Consider the following 17,009-nt stretch of genomic DNA (forward strand, 5'->3'; position numbering starts at 1 on the left):
GCTCCTTAGAGTGAATTCAGGAAGTCCAGCAGGGCGCTGCGCTGCGCGGCGTCGAAGGCCAGTACCCGCTGCCTGGCCGCCTCGGCCTCGCCGCCATGCCAGAGCACGGCTTCCAGCAGATTGCGCGCGCGCCCGTCGTGGAGGAACTGGGTATGGCCGTTGACCACCTCGGTCAGGCCGATGCCCCACAGCGGCGGGGTGCGCCAGTCGCGTCCGCTGGCGAGAAATTCCGGGCGATTGTCCGCGAGTCCCTCGCCCATGTCATGTAGTAGAAGGTCGCTGTAGGGGCGGATCACCTGGTTGGCCAGTTCCGGCTCGGCGGCGTCGGCCCCGGTGGTGAACTTCGGGGTGTGGCAGCCGGCGCAGCCGGCCTGGTGGAACAGCGCCTTGCCGGCCAGCACCTGTGGGTCGTCGACCTTGCGCCGCGCCGGCACCGCGAGGTTGCGCGCGTAGAAGGCGACCTGGTCGAAGATGCGCTGGCTGACCTCGGGCTTGCCGCCGTCGACGGCCTGGCGGCAGGCGACCTGGGCTTCGGTGCAGTCGTCGGCGGCCAGCAGGTGGCTGGTCAGGCCCATGTCGCCGGAGAAGGCGTGGGCGTTCTGCTGTGCCACGTCGGGCTGTCCGGCCTTCCAGCCGAAGCGGCCGAGCACGGTCTGCTGGCGGGCGTCGTCCCAGACGCGGTTGGCGCGGCCGCGGATGCCGTCGCCGTTGCGGTCCTCGGCGTCGGCATTGGCCAGGATGGCGGCCTCGGGGATGGCCTCCAGCAGGCCCAGGCCGATCATCGGCGGGGCGACGCGGGCGGAGAACTGCGTGTCCGGGTGCATGGGGCCGTAGCCCAGCTCGGTCAGGCGCAGGATCGGCTTGCGCAGCTCGACCTCGGTGCCGTCCCTGAAGCTCACCTTCACCGGTTCGTAGTCCACGCGCACCCGTGCCTCGGGCACCACGCCGGGGATCGCCGAGTCCTGCAGCTGGCCGCCGTAGACCGGCTCGGGCACCACGCCCAGGCGCTCGAGGGCGCGGGCGTCGCCGGGGCCGGCGGGGATCGACAGGCGCACCAGCATGGACACCGCGTTGATGTCCTTTGGCCCCGGCGGGTGGCCGCGGCCGTCCTTGATGTGGCAGTTCTGGCAGGCGTTGGTGTTGTACAGCGGCCCCAGGCCGTCGCGCGCGGTGGTGGTGGTGGGCGCGATCACCCAGGGGTTGCGGAAGAAGCTGTTGCCCACGCTGAAGTCCAGGCGGCGGCTGGGCGTGAGGTTGCCCGAGGGCATGGAGTAGGCGTTGCGGTCGGCCTGGTAGACGGTGGCGCCGCCGCCGGACAGCGCCTCGCCCGGTTCGGCCACCGCCTTGGGCTCTTCGCGACCGCAGCCGGCGAGGGCGAGGGTGGCGAGCAGGGCGGCGAGGGCGGCGGTTGGACGGCGGTACATCGAGGCGATCCAGGCTGAAAAACGGGCGGGCCATCTTAGCAGTTGGGCAAATGCAAATATGAAAAATTTGTATTCGCTATTGCCGCGCCGGCCCGGATGAAATGCCAAGGCCCCGGCTAGCGGGGCCTTGGCTCAACCGGCATGCGCTGCGGCGGGTTGCCGCAGCGCGGGCGTCGATCAGAACTGGTGATCGGCGTTGTCCGGCTTCAGGTCCTGGATGCCCAGGGCGGCGGCGGCCTTCTCGATGGCGCCGGTCTGCTTGACCAGGGAGGCGATGGTGTCGCTGATGATCTTGTGGTCGGCCTCGTCGGCCGGGGCGATCATCTGGTCGAAGTGCACGCCATCCTTCTCGGCGCGGTCGACGATGGCCTGCATCTTGGCCTGGGTGGCGTCGAGGTCGGCCTTCAGGTCGGTGTTGGCCTGGGCGTCGGCCTTGGCCACCAGGTCGGCCACGCTCGGGCCCTTGACCACGCTGCCGTCCACGCGCTTGTACTCGCCCAGGTAGATGTTGCGGATGCCTTCGGCGTTGAAGTACAGGGTGTGGTGGGTGTTGTCGCTGAAGCAGTCGTGCTCGTCTTCGGTGGAGTTGGCTTCCAGGGCCACCTTCATGCGCTCGCCGGCCAGCTCGCCCAGGGACAGGCTGCCCATGCCGAAGAAGATCTTGCGCAGGTTGGCGTCGGCGCCGTCGGCTTCCAGCTTGGCGCGGTAGTTGTCGGCGACGCCGGCCTTCCAGTTGCCGACCATTTCTTCCAGCTGGGTGACCAGCAGGTCGGTGACCGCCTTCAGGTAGGCCGCGCGGCGGTCGCAGTGGCCGTTGGTGCAGTCCTTGCCCTGGACGTAGTCGGTGTAGGGGCGGTTGCCGGCGCCAGGCTTGGTGCCGTTGAGGTCCTGGCCCCAGAGGAGGAACTCGATGGCGTGGTAGCCGGTGGCGACGTTGGCCTCGGAGCCGGCCACTTCGTTCAGGCTGGCCAGCTTCTCGCCGGTGATTTCCTTGACGTCGATCTTGTCTTCGCCGACCTGGATCTCGGTGTTGGCGACGATGTTGGCGCTGGCGGCCGGGTTGCCCTCGGCGTGCTGGTAGTCCTTGGCGACGTAGTCGATCAGGCCTTCGTCCAGCGGCCAGGCGTTGACCGCGCCTTCCCAGTCGTCGACCACCTTGTTGCCGAAGCGGAAGGCTTCGCTCTGCGAGTAGGGCACGCGCGCGGCCAGCCAGGCTTCGCGGGCGGCCTTGAGGGTTTCTTCGCTGGGCTTGGCGAGGAAGGCGTCGACGGCCTTCTGCAGCGCCTGGGCGGTGGTCAGGGAATCGCTGAAGACGGCCTCCGCCATGTCCGCGTAGTTCTTCACCACGGCCTTGACCGCGGCCTCGTCGACCTTGGCGGCCGCCGGGGCGGCGCTCTGGGTGCTGGCGGCCGGGGTGGCCGGGGCGGAAGCTTCTTTCTTGTCGTCGCCGCAGCCGGCGAGGGAGATGGCGATGGCCAGCAGGCTGGCGGTGGCCCAGGGCATACGAGTCATGACGGGTTCCTTAGCATGGGGTGGCGCGAAGAGATGCGCAAAGAAAGCGGCAACATAATGCGAAAGATTTGCATTTTTGAAAAGGCCGGCGCAGCGAATAGCCAGCAAATGGCTATTGCCGCCCCGCCGCGGCCTCAGCGCCGCTCGATGCTGGAGCTGCCGGCGGCCTCGGCCAGGCGCCGCGCCTGCTTCAGGTAGAGGGTCAGCTCGCGCGCCGGCAGCGGCTTGCTGTACAGGTAGCCCTGCCCCTCGTGGCAGCCCTGGGCGATGATGTACGCCTCCTGCTCGATGGTCTCCACGCCCTCGGCGATGACCTGCATGCCCAGGCTCTTGCCCAGTTGGATGATGGCCCGGACGATGGTGGCGTCGTCGTCGTCCTGCAGCAGGTCCTGGACGAAGCTCTTGTCGATCTTGATCTTGTCCAGCGGCAGGCTCTTCAGGTAGCTGAGCGAGGAGTAGCCGGTGCCGAAGTCGTCGATGGCGATCTGGGCGCCGGCGCGGCGCAGGCTGAGCAGGTGCTGGGCGGCGGTGGAGATGTCTTCCATCAGGCCGGTCTCGGTGACTTCCAGCTCCAGCGAGCGTGGCGGCAGGCGGTGGATCTGCAGCAGGTTGCTGACCACCCGCGGCAGCGCGCTGTGGCGCAGCTGCACGGTGGACAGGTTGACCGCCAGGCGCAGGTCGTCGAAGCCCTGGTCGTGCCACTCGCGCAACTGCTTGCAGGACTGGTCGAGCACCCATTCGCCGATGGAGAAGATGCTGCCGTTCTGTTCGGCCAGGGGGATGAACAGGTCCGGCGCGACCCAGCCCTGGGTCGGGTGTTGCCAGCGCAGCAGGGCCTCGACGCCGACCACGCGGTGGTCGCGGTAGTCCACCTGCGGCTGGTAGACGATGTGCAGCTCGTTGCGCGACAGCGCCTCGCGCAGGTCCTTTTCCAGCTCGCGGCGGCGGCGCATCTCGCTGTCGACGCTGGCGATGTAGAACTGGTAGCGGTTGCGCGAGCGGGTCTTGGCCAGGGTCATGGTCTGCTCGGCCTTCTGCAGCAGCTTCTCGGTGCTCTCGCCATCCTCGGGGTAGAGGGTGATGCCGATGGTGGCGCGCAGTTGCACCGGCTGCTCGTCGAGCTGGAAGGGCAGTTCGAGGTCGTCGAGGATCTGCTGGGCCAGCTCCGCCGCCTCGTAGGGTTGCTCGACGTCGGCCTGGACCAGGGCGAACTGGTCGCCGCCCAGGCGCGCCAGGGCGCCGAGCTGGGCGCTGTGGCCGCGCAGGCGGTCGGCCAGGGCGATCAGCAGCTGGTCGCCGAACTGGTAGCCGTGCTGCTCGTTGATGCCCTTGAAGTCGTCCAGGCCCAGGCACAGCACCGCCACGCGGCGCTGCTCGCGGCCGGCGTCGGAGAGGATCTGGTCCAGGCGCTGCTGCAGCAGCTTGCGGTTGGGCAGGCCGGTGAGGAAGTCGTACTGGGAGATGCGCAGCAGGCTGTTCTCCGCCTCGCGGCGCAGGTGGCCGTTGCGCTCGATGGATTCGAGCAACTGGTTGGCGGTGTTGATCCACAGCCCCAGTTCGTTGTGCTCGTGGCCGGCCAGCATCGGCAGCTTGTGCTCGCCGGGACGGTCGGGATTGATGCTGGTGAGGTGGTCGATGATACGCCACAGCGGCTTGGTCAGCAGCCAGTGGTAGACCAGGAACAGCACCAGGCCCATGGCCAGGGCGCGGAGGATGCCGGAGAGGAAGATGATCACCGAGGTGACCACGAAGTCCTGGCCGTAGGGTGCGGTGTCCAGGGTGATCTTCAGGTCGCCGTAGTATTCGCCGGGCTCGCCGCGGCCGACCAGGCGGATGGAATAGTGCTGCTCGGGCCGAGGATGGGGTCGGTGAGCCAGCGGGTGGGCGAGTCCAGCAGCGGGCGGGATTTTTCCGCCAGCATGGGCTCGTCGGGGTGGCCGATGGCGGCGTAGCGCACCGCTTCATGCTGGAACAGGCCTTCGAGCACCTGCATGGCCATGTCGCGGTCCAGGCTGTAGACCGCCTGGGTCGACGGGTCGCGGACCATGGCGAGGATCCGCTGGGCGTCGTTGTGCACCGCCTGCCGCGCCTTGTGGGCGTCGAAGACGATCTGCGCGCAACTCAGGACGACCCCCACCACCAGCGCCGCGAGCAGTACGACGCGCAGCAGCTTGAGGGAGAGCCTGTGCCGGGGGTCCAGTTTCAAGGGTGCTTTCCTTGTTCATCGCCATCCGGCGAAAGACTAGTCTGAGTATTGGCAAACGAAGCTTTGACGTCAAAGGGCCATCACCCTTTTTCCGACCAAATCCGCTCCTCAGGTTAGCCGAGCCTTGCCCTTCTGGCGCGCAGAAAGCAGAAACCCGGCTCCAGGCCGGGTTTCCGCGGGTGAGCCGAGGGTATCAGGCAGCGAAGTTCTTCGCCACGTAGTCCCAGTTCACCAGGTTCCAGAACGCCTCGACGTACTTCGGACGCAGGTTGCGGTAGTCGATGTAGTAGGCGTGTTCCCACACGTCGCAGGTCAGCAGCGGGGTGTCGCCGCTGGTCAGCGGGTTGCCGGCGCCGATGGTGCTGGCCAGGGCCAGGGAGCCGTCGGCCTTCTTCACCAGCCAGGCCCAGCCGGAGCCGAAGGTGCCGATGGCGGTCTTGGTGAACTCTTCCTTGAACTTGTCGAAGGAACCGAAGGCGGCGTTGATGGCGTCGGCCAGGGCGCCGGTGGGCTGGCCACCGCCGTTGGGAGCCAGGCATTCCCAGTAGAAGGTGTGGTTCCACACCTGGGCCGCGTTGTTGAAGATGCCGCCCGAAGAGGTCTTGACGATGTCTTCCAGGCTCTTGCCTTCGAACTCGGTGCCGGGGATCAGGTTGTTCAGGTTGACGACGTAGGTGTTGTGGTGCTTGTCGTGGTGGTATTCCAGGGTTTCCGCGGAAATGTGCGGCTCGAGGGCGTTCTTGGCGTAAGGCAGCGGCGGCAATTCGAAAGCCATGGTGTCTCTCCTATCTTCCTCAGGTCAGGGCTAGCGCGGCGAACGCGCGACCGGTACACGGGGCCGGTTCGGTGATTGTCGCGGCATCGTACGTAGCGCCCCTGTTCCGCAGAACGGGGCGCGCGTCGGGTGCGTCCAGCAGGCCTGGCAGGCTGGCGCCGCGAAGGTCGGATCATAGCACCCGCCCCCGGCATATCCACGCAGCAACTGTAGGGGCAAAGCCGCGCGCCAGCGCCGGTGCGCGGCGTTCCCGTGCACTGGGGTGGACTGCCGTGGGGCCCGGGGGTTCGATCCGTTTCGCCGCCGGGGCTCAGGCGGCGAACGCCAGCTGGCTGGCCATGCCCAGCATCATCACCGCCACCATCAGGTCGACCAGGCGCCAGGTGGCCGGGCGCGCCAGCCAGGGCGCGAGCCAGGCGGCGCCCAGGGCCAGGGTGAAGAACCACAGCAGCGAGGCGCTGGCCGCGCCCATGGCGTAGGCGCCGGGGGCGGCCTGCTGGGCGCCGAGGGAGCCGATCAGCAGCACGGTGTCGAGGTACACGTGGGGTTGAGCAGGGTCACCGCCAGCGCCGCCAGCAGCACCGCGCGGCGCGAGCGCGGGCCGGTCTGCCCGGCGTCGGCCATGGCCTGGGGGACGATGGCGCGGCGCAGGGCCTTGGCGCCGTACCAGACCAGGAAGATCACCCCGCCCCAGCGGGCCACGGCCAGCAGGGTGGGGTTCTCCGCCAGCACCTTGGCCAGGCCGAACACCCCGGCGCTGACCAGCACGGCGTCGCACAGCACGCAGAGCGCGGCCACCGATAGGTGATGCTCGCGGCGCAGGCTCTGGGCCAGGACGAAGGCGTTCTGCGCGCCGATGGCGATGATCAGGCCGGCGGCCACCAGCAGGCCGTTGAGGTAGCTCTGCCACATGTTCAGGCCCTCCCTTGGCTGTAGGGCAGCGAGGTAACGGGGGTGATCAGGCCAGGCATGGTCGGGCTCCGGTGGGTGGGTTCGGGGGGAATGCCTGGCGAGTCTGCGGCCTGTGCCTGTATAAGGAAAACGAATCCTGTTGATGGCTCATTAGGAAAACTGATGTTCGACTACAAATTGCTCGCGGCCCTGGCCGCCGTGGTGGAGCAGGGCGGCTTCGAGCGCGGCGCCCAGGCCCTGGGCCTGTCGCAGTCGGCGATCTCGCAGCGCATCAAGCTGCTCGAGGCGCGCGTCGGCCAGCCGGTGCTGGTGCGCGCGGCGCGGCCGCAGCCCACCGAGCTGGGCCGCCGCCTGCTCAACCACGTGCAGCAGGTGCGGCTGCTGGAGGGCGACCTGCAGCAGTGGGTGCCGGCGCTGGACGAGGGCGGCTCGCCCGAGCGCCTGCGCCTGGCGCTCAACGCCGACAGCCTGGCGACCTGGTGGGCCGATGCCGTCGGCGACTTCTGCGCCGAGCGCAAGGTGCTGCTGGACCTGGTGGTGGAAGACCAGGAGGTGGGCCTCAAGCGCATGCGCGCCGGCGAGGTGGCCGGTTGTCTGTGCGCCAGCCCGCGGCCGGTGGCGGGCGCGCGCAGCGAGCCGCTGGGGGCGATGCGCTACCGCGGCCTGGCCAGCCCGGCCTTCGTCGCCCGGCACTTCCCCGGGGGCGTGCGGGCCGAGGCGCTGGCGCGGGCGCCGGCCATCGTCTACGGCCCCGACGACCAGTTGCAGCACCGCTACCTCGCCGACCTCGGCGTGGACGGCACCTTCATCTACCACCTGTGCCCCTCGTCCGAGGGCTTCGTGCGCATGACCTGCGGCGGCCTGGGCTGGGGCCTGGTGCCGGAACAGCAGGTGCGCGGCGAGCTGGCCCGAGGCGAGCTGGTGGAGCTGCTGCCGGGCCAGGTGATCGACGTGCCGCTGTACTGGCACCACTGGCGCAACGGCGGCGAGCTGCTCGCAGCGCTGACCGCGCACCTGCTGCGCCGGGCCGCGGCCAGCCTGGTGCCGATCAGCCGCGGATGACGATGCGCCCGCTGCCCGGCAGGGCCTCCACGCAGCGCGGGCCGAACAGCTGCGACGGGGTGAAATAGCCGCCGGGGCCGTCGTGGCCGAGCAGGTGGCGCACGGCCAGGAGCACGCCGTGCACGGTGACGTCGTAGCCGTTGGCGGTCTCCAGGCGCGCTGTGCGCCGTTCGCCGCGGCCGTTGCGCGCCTCGCCCCAGACCCAGGTGCGCAGCCGGCTGCGCGCCTGCTCGTCGGGGCCCTTCACGCGCAGCTGCACCTGCTGCTTGAGCCAGTGCTGGACGCCGTCGCGGCCCAGCAGCGGGCGCAGCGGGTCGATCAGGCGCATGCCCAGGGCCGCCAGCGGCGGCGCCGGCAGGTACACCTCGATGTTGGGGATGCCGGTGCTGTAGAAGGCGGTGGCGACGTCGCCCCAGGGAATGCTCACGGCGTGCTTGAGGCCGCGGCCGAAGTCGATGTCGCGGCGCTTGTAGCCCAGCGGCACCTCGACCAGGCGGCCGTCGCGGCGCACCTTGCCGCCCAGCTTCAGGCCTTCCACCGTGGTCTTGGCGGTGCCCGGCGAGAGCCCGCTGCCGGTGTCGAAGCCCAGCGCCAGCTGGGTGGCGTCGGGCAGCGCCTCGGCCAGGCAGGCGGCGACGCAGTCGGTGGGGATGACGTCGAAGCCGACGCCGGGGCAGACCACGCAGCCGGCGGCGCGGGCGCGCTCGTCGAGGCCGTGGGCGTGTTCGAAGACGCCGATCTCGCCGGTGATGTCGACGTAGTGCGTGGCATTGGCCAGGCAGGCCTCCAGCAGGGGCGCGGCGGTGGCGGAGAAGGGGCCGGCGCAGTTGGCCAGCACGGCCACGTCGGCCAGGGACTCGGCTGCGCCGTCGGCGCCGAACACCCGGCACTCCAGGCCCAGCACGCTGCCCAGGGCCTGCACGGTGGCGGGGTCGCGCCCGCCCAGCAGCGGGCTCAGGCCCTGGCGCCGGGCCTCCTCGGCCACCAGGCGGCCGGTATAGCCGTTGGCGCCGTAGATCATCCAGTAGGGCTTGCTCATTCGGAGGCCTCGCACAGGGAACGGGGAAGGATCGCCGTGGTTCTAACCGGCCGCGACGCGGCTTGTCACCCGGCCGCGAGTCGGGCGGCCCGCAAGGACGCTGTTCTGGCGTGCGCGGCCAGCGTGGCCGGGCGGGTGGCCTGCTAGAGTCGGCAGACAACAACTATAGAGGTGCGTGCATGAAGATTCTGGTCACCGGCGCCAGCGGGTTCATCGGCGGGCGTTTCGCCCGTTTCGCCCTGGAGCAGGGCCTGGCGGTTCGCGTCAACGGCCGCCGCGCCCAGGCCCTGGAGCCGCTGGTGCGGCGGGGCGCGGAGTTCATGCCGGGCGACCTGGCGGACGCGGCCCTGGTGCGGCGCCTGTGCGATGGCGTGGATGCCGTGGTGCACTGCGCCGGCGCGGTGGGCGTGTGGGGCCCCTACGAACACTTCCACCAGGCCAACGTGGTGATGACCGAGAGCGTGGTCGAGGCCTGCCTGAGGCAGGGCGTGCGGCGCCTGGTGCACCTGTCCTCGCCGTCGATCTACTTCGATGGCCGTGCCCACGTCGGCCTGAACGAGGACCAGGTGCCGACGCGCTTCGCCAACCACTACGGCGCCACCAAGTACCAGTCGGAAAAGGTCGCCCTGGGCGCCGCCGAGTTCGGCCTGGAGGTCCTGGCGCTGCGCCCGCGCTTCGTCACCGGCGCCGGCGACACCAGCATCTTCCCGCGGATGATCGCGGCGCAGCGCAAGGGCAAGCTGAAGATCATCGGCAAGGGCCTGAACAAGGTCGACTTCACCAGCGTGCAGAACCTCAACGACGCCCTGTTCAGCGCGCTGCTGGTCACCGGCACGGCGCTCGGCCAGGCCTACAACATCAGCAACGGCCAGCCGGTGCCGCTGTGGGACGTGGTCAACTACGTGATGCGCCGCCTCGACCTGCCGCCGGTGACCGCGCACATGCCCTATCCCCTGGCCTGGTCGCTGGCGGCGCTGAACGAGGGCCTGTGCTACCTGCGCCCGGGCCGCCCCGAGCCGGTGCTCACGCGCATGGGCATGGCGGTGCTGGCCAAGGACTTCAGCCTGGATATCGGCCGCGCCCGCCAGTTCCTCGGCTACGAGCCGCGCGCCAGCCTGTGGGACGCGGTGGACGAGTTCTGCGACTGGTGGAAGGCCAGCGGCCTCTGAAGCGTCCGTCGCGGCTTCCATCGCTTTCGTAGGATGGGTGGAGCGCAGCGAAACCCATCGCCCGGGATATTGCTGCGCTCGACCCCGGCGTCACCCGCGCAACGGTCCCGAGTAATGCCGTTGCCCGGATTCGCTGGGCAGGAAGCTCGGCTCCTGCACCACCCGCGGCAGGCGCACGCCGCTCAGTTCGCTGAGGCGCTGGCCCAGCTCGCGGGTGCCCTCGCGGCTGGAGCCCTCGCAGGCGTGCAGCATGAGCGCGATGGCGTCGGCTTGCTGGAACTGGATGTCCAGCGCCTGTTCCTCGCGCAGACGGCGGCGCAGTTCGCGCATGCAATCCAGGATGGCCTTGTTGAATTCGATCACCCAACTCCCTCCCCCGCAGTGGGCGCCAGGGCGGCGCCGGTGCGGAGGCGGAGCAAGGCATATGCCATACTGTCTCCTCGCCACTATTTCCGCGGCCTGGCGGGAACCCCGGCGGCGCCGGCGTGGTCTCTGCCAGGGCCGGAGCGCGCCGCCGCGGTGCGCCGCGCCCCCGATGGCGCGCTGTCCAAGGTCCCGGCGCGAACGGATATACTGCGCCCTGCGCAGGCGCCATGCCGCTTTCCCTCCACAGGTTTCCTTCATGCGTAACGACAGTTTCGACGACTTCGACGATGTGCCCAGCCTGACCACCGACGCCGCCGACCGCGACGAGTTCGGCCACCATCCGCGCCGCGTCTACGAGCCCGACGGCAAGCGCCTGGCACCCCAGCCCAAGGGCAGCGCCAGCACCGGCCCGCTGTGGGCGCTGGTCGCGGCCATGGCCATCGCCCTGGGCGCCGTGGCCTGGTGGAGCCACCAGCAACTGGCGCTGATGGAGCAGCAACTGATCGCCACCCAGGAAAGCTTCGCCAAGATCAGCGAGGAAGCCGCCGGCCGCCTCGACGACATCCGCGGCAAGTTCGTCCAGAACGAATCCTCCGTCACCAGCGAGCGCGAGCAGCTCAAGCTGCAGGTCAAGCAACTGCAGGGTCGGCTAGTCGACCAGGCGCGCCAGCAGCAGGATTCGCTGTCGCAGATCGACGGCCAGCAGGCCAAGCGCCTCGACCAGTTGGGCAACGAACTCAAGGCCCAGCAGGACAGCGCCGCGCAACTGATCGCCCAGCTCGACGGCAAGATCAAGTCGCTGGCCGACGAACAGGCCAAGGTGAAGAGCCTGCAGGGCGACCTGGCCAGCGCCAACGCGCAGATCCAGAACCTGAGCGCCGACATCGCGGCGCTGAAGAAGCGCGGCGACCAGAGCCAGTCGATCAAGAGCATCCAGGACGACCTGCTGATCCTGCGCAGCGAAGTCGAGGGCAAGCAGGGCCAGCAGGGCGGCAGCACCGCCGAGTTCGACGCCTTCCGCGCCCAGGTCACGCGCAACATCAATGCGCTGCAGGCGCAGGTGCAGAACCTCCAGCAGCAGCTGACCAACCGTTGAGCATCCGTGTAGGAGCGGGCCCTGCCCGCGATTCGCGCGCAGGGCGCGCTCCGACATAGCTTCTGAACGGTATTCACTGGTGGCTTTCGTGCTTTGGGTTGGCTCCGTTCCCTCTCCCTGAAGGGAGAGGGGACTGTCCGTGCCAACGGGCATATCGGCGCTCGCCGGCAACACCGTGGTAGCAATGAGCACTGGGATTACGCTTCACGCCGTACGGCTCCCTCTCCCTTCAGGGAGAGGGCTGGGGAGAGGGGCTCTTGGCTCTTCGCATACGAAAAGCGCCACGCGGCAAACGAAAAGGGCGCCTCCTAGAGGCGCCCTTTTCTTCATGCCCAGCCCTTACAGCCGCGGGTAGTCCAGGTAGCCGACCGGGCCCTTGGCGTAGAAGGTCTCCGGATGTGCCTCGTTCAGCGGCGCGTCCTTGGCCAGGCGCTCCACCAGGTCCGGGTTGGCGATGTAGGGGATGCCGAAGGCCACCGCGTCGGCCTTGCCGCTGGCCAGCCATTCGTTGGCGCTGGCCTTGGTGAAGCGCTCGTTGGCGATGTACGGGCCGCCGAAGATTTCCTTCAGTTTCGGGCCGATGCTGTCCGGGCCTTCCTTCTCGCGGGTGCAGATGAAGGCCACGCCGCGCTTGCCCAGCTCGCGGGCCACGTAGCCGAAGGTGGCCAGCGGGTCGGCATCGCCCATGTCGTGGGAGTCCATGCGCGGCGCCAGGTGCACGCCGACGCGGCCGGCGCCCCAGACTTCGATGGCGGCGTCGGTGACTTCCAGCAGCAGGCGCGCGCGGTTCTCGATGGAGCCGCCGTAGCGGTCGCTGCGCTGGTTGGTGCTGCTCTGCAGGAACTGGTCGAGCAGGTAGCCGTTGGCGCCGTGGATCTCCACGCCGTCGAAGCCGGCGGCCTTGGCGTTCTCGGCGCCCTGGCGGTAGGCCTCGACGATGTCGGCGATCTCCTCGGTCTCCAGGGCGCGCGGGGTGACGTATTCCTTCAGCGGGCGCACCAGGCTGACGTGGCCGGCCGGCTTGATGGCGCTGGGCGCCACCGGCGTCTCGCCGTTCAGGTACAGCGGGTCGGAGATGCGGCCCACGTGCCACAGCTGCAGGAAGATGCGCCCGCCGTTGGCGTGCACGGCCTTGGTCACGTTGCTCCAGCCGCGCACCTGGTCGTCGGACCAGATGCCGGGGGTGTCCGGGTAGCCGACGCCCATGGGCGTCACCGAGGTGGCTTCGCTGAGGATCAGGCCGGCGTCGGCGCGCTGGGTGTAGTACTCGGCCATCAGCGCGTTGGGCACGCGGCCCTCGTCGGCGCGGCAGCGGGTCAGCGGGGCCATGATGATGCGGTTCGGCAGTTGCAGGTCGCCGAGGGTGATGGGGTCGAAGAGCGTGGTCATTGCTGCGGTGCTCCGTTACGGGGTTGATCCGGGGTTCAGTCGAGGACGGGTTGCGTCTGGTTGGGCCTGCCGCTGAAAGCGATCATCACCGCGATCAGCGCCAGCACTGCGAGCAGGGCGCCGGCCAGGGGCACGCGGGTCAGGCCCAGGCCGTGGTCGATGACGCTGCCGCCGACCCAGGCGCCGACGGCGTTGCCGACGTTGAAGGCGCCGATGTTCAGGGTGGCGACCAGGTTGGGCGCGCCCTGGCCGACGCGCACCACGTTGACCTGCAGGGCCGGCACGGCGGCGAAGGCGGCCGCGGCCCAGAGGAACAGGGTGATCTCGGCCGGCAGCAGCGAATGGCTGGTCCAGCTCAGCGCCGCGGAGACCACCGCCATGGTGGCGAAGACCCCCGCCAGGGTGGTGCCCAGGCGCCAGTCGGCGAGGCGGCCGCCGAGGATGTTGCCGAGGGTCAGGCCCAGGCCGATCAGCACCAGGGTCCAGGTCACGCCGCGCGGCGACACCTGGGTGACCTCGCCCAGCAGCGGGGCGACGTAGGTGAACAGGGCGAACACCGCGGCGGAGAACAGCACGGTGGTGCCCAGCGCCAGCCACAGCTGGCCGCTGCGCAGGGCCGCGGCTTCCTGGCGCATGTCCACGGCTTCCTCGTCATGCCCGGCGGGCAGGATGCGCCACAGGCCGATCAGCGCGAACACGCCGATGACCGTCACCACCCAGAAGGTCGAGCGCCAGCCGGCGGCCTGGCCGAGGGCGGTGCCCAGCGGCACGCCGAGCACGTTGGCGAGGGTCAGCCCGGTGAACATCAGGGCCACGGCGGAGGCCTTGCGGTTGGCCGGCACCAGGCCGGCGGCGACCACCGAGCCGATGCCGAAGAAGGCGCCGTGGCAGAGCGCGGTGACGATCCGCGCCAGCATCAGCATGCCGTAGCTGGCGGCCACCGCGCAGAGGAAGTTGCCGAGGATGAAGATGCCCATGAGCATCAGCAGCGCGCGCTTGCGCGGCAGCCTGGCGGTGAGCAGCGCCATGATGGGCGCGCCCACGGCCACGCCGAAGGCATAGCCGCTGACCAGCCAGCCGGCGCTGGGGATGGAGACGGCGAGGTCGCCGGCGACGTCCGGCAGCAAGCCCATGATGACGAATTCCGTGGTGCCGATGGCGAACGCGGACAAGGCGAGGACGAGAAGCGGAAGGGGCATGCGCCTGCTCCTGGAAAAGGGTGGGATGTTCTAGGCAGTTCGCTGCGGCTACAGCGCTTCGCTCAGGTGGCGAACAAAGGCCGCGATGGTTTCTTCATTGCGTTTGAAGAAGTGCCACTGGCCGATTTTCCGACTGGTCACCAACCCGGCGCGCTGGAGGGTGGCCAGATGCGCCGAGACGGTGGATTGCGACAACCCGGTGCGCTGGTCGAACTTCCCGGCGCAGACGCCGATGGCGAAAGGCTGGTGCTCCTGCTCGTCGAAATAGCGCTCCGGGTCCTTCAGCCAATGCAGCATGTCGCGCCGCACGGGGTGGGCCAGGGCCTTGAAGATTTCGTCGAGGTTCAGTGCTTCGCTCATCGCTGCCTTTGTGTGTATCGCTTGGGAACGAACTATATATCGGTGAAAAACGATATGAATTCGTTTGGGCCGATAATGATGATCGATGGGGTTGATAGTAGGCGGCCGCGGGGCTGGCGCCATTGGCCCGGCCAACTGTCGCCCGCGGCCGGGCGAGGCGGTCGATGGCTGGATAGGCTTGTCGGACGGCAACCACGGGAGGGGGAAAATGGGAGCGCGCATTTGCGAATGGACCGGGCGGCGATGGCCGAAGGCTTCGGCATGATCCTGCACGTGTTCTGCGAGCTTCTGCTGTTCGCCGCTTGCCTGTGGGCTGCACTGGGCAGCCTGCGGCGGCGCCAGGGCTGGGCCGTGCCGGGGTTCGCGCTGTTCGGCCTGGCGGCATTGCTGGGAGCCTTGGAGTATGCCGGGCTGGATGCGCTGGCGCCGTTGCACCAGCAGGCATCGGACATCGCCGGGCGCTTGGGGCTGTTACTGATCGCCCTGGGCGGTGTGGGCGGTTGGGGGCTGAACCTGGCGGTGGCCGGGCTCTGCGCCGTCATGTCGCTGCTGCCGGACGGCCCGTCGCTGGCGGTCAACCTGCTGGCGCTGCTGGCCATCGTCCGCCGCGGACGTTCGCGGCGCTGGCCGCTGGCGCTCGCCGGGGCCGTGCTGTTCGCCGCGGCGGGACTGCTGGTGGGAACGCGCGGCGAATGGTCCGGCGTGGCCCGCGTGGACATCTTCCACCTGGTGCTGGCGCTGGCGGTCTGGTGCTGGGGCAGGGCCGAGCTGGGCAGCCGGGGGCAGGACTGGCGCGAGGCCGGGGTTTCTCGCGGGCATTAAAAAAGCCAGCTTGTGGCCGGCTCTTCAGGGGGTGGCCCGTCCTTACTTCTGGTAAGCCGCGACCGCCTTTGAATTCTGTGGACGCGGCTGGCGCCTGCGTCGTGGGCGCGCACTTTAGCAAATTCGGCCGGGCTTGCCTAATGGCATTTCCGCCAGGCGCCGTCGTTGCGACGGGCGTGCCTTTCGCGCGCAGAAAAAAGCCCCGCGCGGGGCGGGGCTTCTTCGTGGCGGGTCACCCCGCGACCATCACTTGGCCTGGAAGGCGGCGACGGCCTTGGTGATGTAGGAGCGGGCCTCTTCGGCGTTGCCCCAACCTTCGACCTTGACCCACTTGCCCTTCTCGAGGTCCTTGTAGTTCTCGAAGAAGTGCTTGATCTGCTCCAGCAGCAGGGCCGGCAGGTCGGTGTATTCCTTCACGTCGTGGTACAGCACGCTCAGCTTGTCGTGCGGCACGGCGATCAGCTTGGCGTCGCCGCCGGCTTCGTCGCTCATGTTCAGCACGCCGACCGGACGGGCGCGGATCACCGAACCCGGGGCGACCGGGTAGGGGGTCACGACCAGCACGTCCAGGGGGTCGCCGTCGTCGGCCAGGGTGTTGGGGATGAAGCCGTAGTTGGCCGGGTAGAACATCGGGGTGGCCATGAAACGGTCGACGAACAGGCAGTCGGTGTCCTTGTCGATCTCGTACTTGATCGGCGCGTGGTTGGCCGGGATCTCGATGGCGACGTAGATGTCGTTCGGCAGGTCTTTGCCAGCCGGGATGCTGCTGTAGCTCATGGACGACTCCAAGGGGGTTGGTCGGGCCGAAAAAGTGCGGCGGATTATAGGCAGATTGCCGTGGCCAAGCCACAGACATCGCTCAGTGCGCCGGAGTTTCCTGATAGTCGGGGTGCTCGCGCTGCAACCGCTGCAGGCGCGCAAGCGGATCTTGCCGGTAGAACAGCGCCAGTTGCTCGTAGACCTTCGGATAGGCCTGGTGCAGCAGGTCCGGGGCGGTGAAGAAGTATTCGCTGGTGACGGCGAAGAATTCCGCCGGGTTTTCCGCGGCGTAGGGGTCGATGGCGGTGTGCGCGCCGGGATGGCGGTCGAGCTTGCGGTTCATTTCGTCGTAGGCCGATTTCATGGCCGCCGACCAGTCGCTGATGCGCATGTCGCGGTGCAGCGGCGGCAGGCCGTTGGCGTCGCCGTCGAGCATGTCCAGCTTGTGCGCCAGTTCGTGGATCACCAGGTTGTAGGCGTCCCAGCCGCCGCCGTTCTCCACCCCGGGCCAAGCCAGCACCACCGGGCCCTGCAGCGAGGTCTCGCCGCTGCGTTCGTCGTCGAACTCGTGGATCACCCCGGCCGGGTCGCGGTGCTTCTGCGGGCTGAGGAAGTCGTCCGGGTAGAGCACCAGTTCGTGGAAGCCGCCGTACCAGTTCAGCTCCGGCAGGTGCAGCAGCGGCAGCTGGGCCTGGGCCGCCAGCAGCAGGCAGCGGAAGTCGTCCAGCTCGACGCCGGGCAGGGCGGTCAGGTGCTTGTCGCGCAGGAACAGCAGCGCCCGCTCGCCGAGCAGGCGCAGCTCCTCTTCGCCCAGGCCGTCGAGGATCGGCAGGCGCCGCAGCACCTCGGCCCACAGCTGTGCGTCCAGCGGGTGGCGGGCGAGGAAGCGCCGGCGGCGCCAGGCGCTGAACGACCACAT

General features: G+C 69.1%; 14 protein-coding genes and 2 pseudogenes. 4 read left to right on the forward strand and 12 right to left on the reverse strand.

Features of this window, described 5'->3' with window-relative positions; genetic code table 11:
- Positions 1–5: 5 nt before the first annotated feature.
- The 5 genes and pseudogenes from PKO50_RS02105 to PKO50_RS02125 all read right to left on the reverse strand — a co-directional run bounded on the left by PKO50_RS02105 (position 6) and on the right by PKO50_RS02125 (position 6,829).
- Entirely contained in the window at positions 6–1,424 is a 1,419-nt protein-coding gene (locus PKO50_RS02105; protein ID WP_275628674.1) for a di-heme oxidoredictase family protein, read from the reverse strand.
- 177 nt (positions 1,425–1,601) lie between these two features.
- Positions 1,602–2,936: an imelysin family protein gene (locus tag PKO50_RS02110; protein ID WP_275628675.1), complete on the reverse strand. Its 1,335-nt coding sequence runs from the start codon at positions 2,934–2,936 to the stop codon at positions 1,602–1,604.
- A gap of 134 nt (positions 2,937–3,070) precedes the next feature.
- A pseudogene (locus tag PKO50_RS02115) lies at positions 3,071–5,142 on the reverse strand (EAL domain-containing protein).
- Positions 5,143–5,335: 193 nt separating this feature from the next.
- On the reverse strand, positions 5,336–5,917 hold the full coding sequence (sodB, locus tag PKO50_RS02120) for a superoxide dismutase [Fe] (protein ID WP_043314054.1): 582 nt from the start codon (positions 5,915–5,917) through the stop codon (positions 5,336–5,338).
- A gap of 310 nt (positions 5,918–6,227) precedes the next feature.
- Positions 6,228–6,829 (reverse strand): annotated as a pseudogene (locus tag PKO50_RS02125) (LysE/ArgO family amino acid transporter).
- A gap of 162 nt (positions 6,830–6,991) precedes the next feature.
- Between PKO50_RS02125 and PKO50_RS02130 the strand changes: the two are divergent.
- Positions 6,992–7,891: a LysR family transcriptional regulator ArgP gene (locus PKO50_RS02130; protein ID WP_275628676.1), complete on the forward strand. Its 900-nt coding sequence runs from the start codon at positions 6,992–6,994 to the stop codon at positions 7,889–7,891.
- Here PKO50_RS02130 and PKO50_RS02135 read toward each other — a convergent pair.
- A complete protein-coding gene (locus tag PKO50_RS02135) occupies positions 7,878–8,930 on the reverse strand; it encodes a saccharopine dehydrogenase NADP-binding domain-containing protein (protein ID WP_275628677.1) in 1,053 nt (350 codons plus the stop codon). The genes PKO50_RS02130 and PKO50_RS02135 overlap by 14 nt on opposite strands.
- Positions 8,931–9,109: 179 nt before the next feature.
- Between PKO50_RS02135 and PKO50_RS02140 the strand changes: the two genes are divergently transcribed.
- Positions 9,110–10,099, forward strand: coding sequence for an NAD(P)-dependent oxidoreductase (locus tag PKO50_RS02140; protein WP_275628678.1), 990 nt, complete (start codon positions 9,110–9,112; stop codon positions 10,097–10,099).
- Between the two features lie 90 nt (positions 10,100–10,189).
- Here PKO50_RS02140 and PKO50_RS02145 read toward each other — a convergent pair whose 3' ends face one another.
- Positions 10,190–10,459 carry a hypothetical protein gene (locus PKO50_RS02145; protein ID WP_244160886.1) on the reverse strand — a complete coding sequence of 90 codons (270 nt, stop codon included), beginning with the start codon at positions 10,457–10,459 and terminating at the stop codon, positions 10,190–10,192.
- A 262-nt stretch (positions 10,460–10,721) separates the two neighbouring features.
- On the opposite strand from PKO50_RS02145, the gene PKO50_RS02150 reads away from it, so the two are divergent.
- The gene (locus PKO50_RS02150) at positions 10,722–11,561 is read left to right on the forward strand and encodes an ATPase (RefSeq protein ID WP_275628679.1); all 840 of its coding nucleotides are present in this window, start codon (positions 10,722–10,724) and stop codon (positions 11,559–11,561) included.
- Positions 11,562–11,900: 339 nt separating this feature from the next.
- Here PKO50_RS02150 and PKO50_RS02155 read toward each other — a convergent pair whose 3' ends face one another.
- The 3 genes from PKO50_RS02155 to PKO50_RS02165 are packed head-to-tail and all read right to left on the reverse strand — an operon-like array spanning position 11,901 to position 14,509.
- Positions 11,901–12,950, reverse strand: coding sequence for an alkene reductase (locus PKO50_RS02155; RefSeq protein ID WP_275628680.1), 1,050 nt, complete (start codon positions 12,948–12,950; stop codon positions 11,901–11,903).
- Between the two features lie 35 nt (positions 12,951–12,985).
- The gene (locus PKO50_RS02160; protein ID WP_275628681.1) at positions 12,986–14,149 is read right to left on the reverse strand and encodes an MFS transporter; all 1,164 of its coding nucleotides are present in this window, start codon (positions 14,147–14,149) and stop codon (positions 12,986–12,988) included.
- 48 nt (positions 14,150–14,197) lie between these two features.
- Complete coding sequence (locus PKO50_RS02165) at positions 14,198–14,509, reverse strand: helix-turn-helix transcriptional regulator (RefSeq protein WP_089389696.1); 312 nt, start codon at positions 14,507–14,509, stop codon at positions 14,198–14,200.
- A gap of 243 nt (positions 14,510–14,752) precedes the next feature.
- Here PKO50_RS02165 and PKO50_RS02170 point away from each other — a divergent pair, with 243 nt between their 5' ends.
- The gene (locus PKO50_RS02170) at positions 14,753–15,331 is read left to right on the forward strand and encodes a hypothetical protein (protein WP_275628682.1); all 579 of its coding nucleotides are present in this window, start codon (positions 14,753–14,755) and stop codon (positions 15,329–15,331) included.
- A 246-nt stretch (positions 15,332–15,577) separates the two neighbouring features.
- On the opposite strand, the gene ppa is transcribed toward PKO50_RS02170, so the two are convergent.
- On the reverse strand, positions 15,578–16,108 hold the full coding sequence (gene ppa / locus PKO50_RS02175; RefSeq protein WP_009615962.1) for an inorganic diphosphatase: 531 nt from the start codon (positions 16,106–16,108) through the stop codon (positions 15,578–15,580).
- 82 nt (positions 16,109–16,190) lie between these two features.
- Positions 16,191–17,009 carry a zinc-dependent peptidase gene (locus tag PKO50_RS02180; protein ID WP_109936760.1) on the reverse strand — a complete coding sequence of 273 codons (819 nt, stop codon included), beginning with the start codon at positions 17,007–17,009 and terminating at the stop codon, positions 16,191–16,193.

Origin of the sequence: Pseudomonas sp. 273, from assembly GCF_029201425.1 — a bacterium.
GTDB lineage: Bacteria > Pseudomonadota > Gammaproteobacteria > Pseudomonadales > Pseudomonadaceae > Pseudomonas > Pseudomonas delhiensis.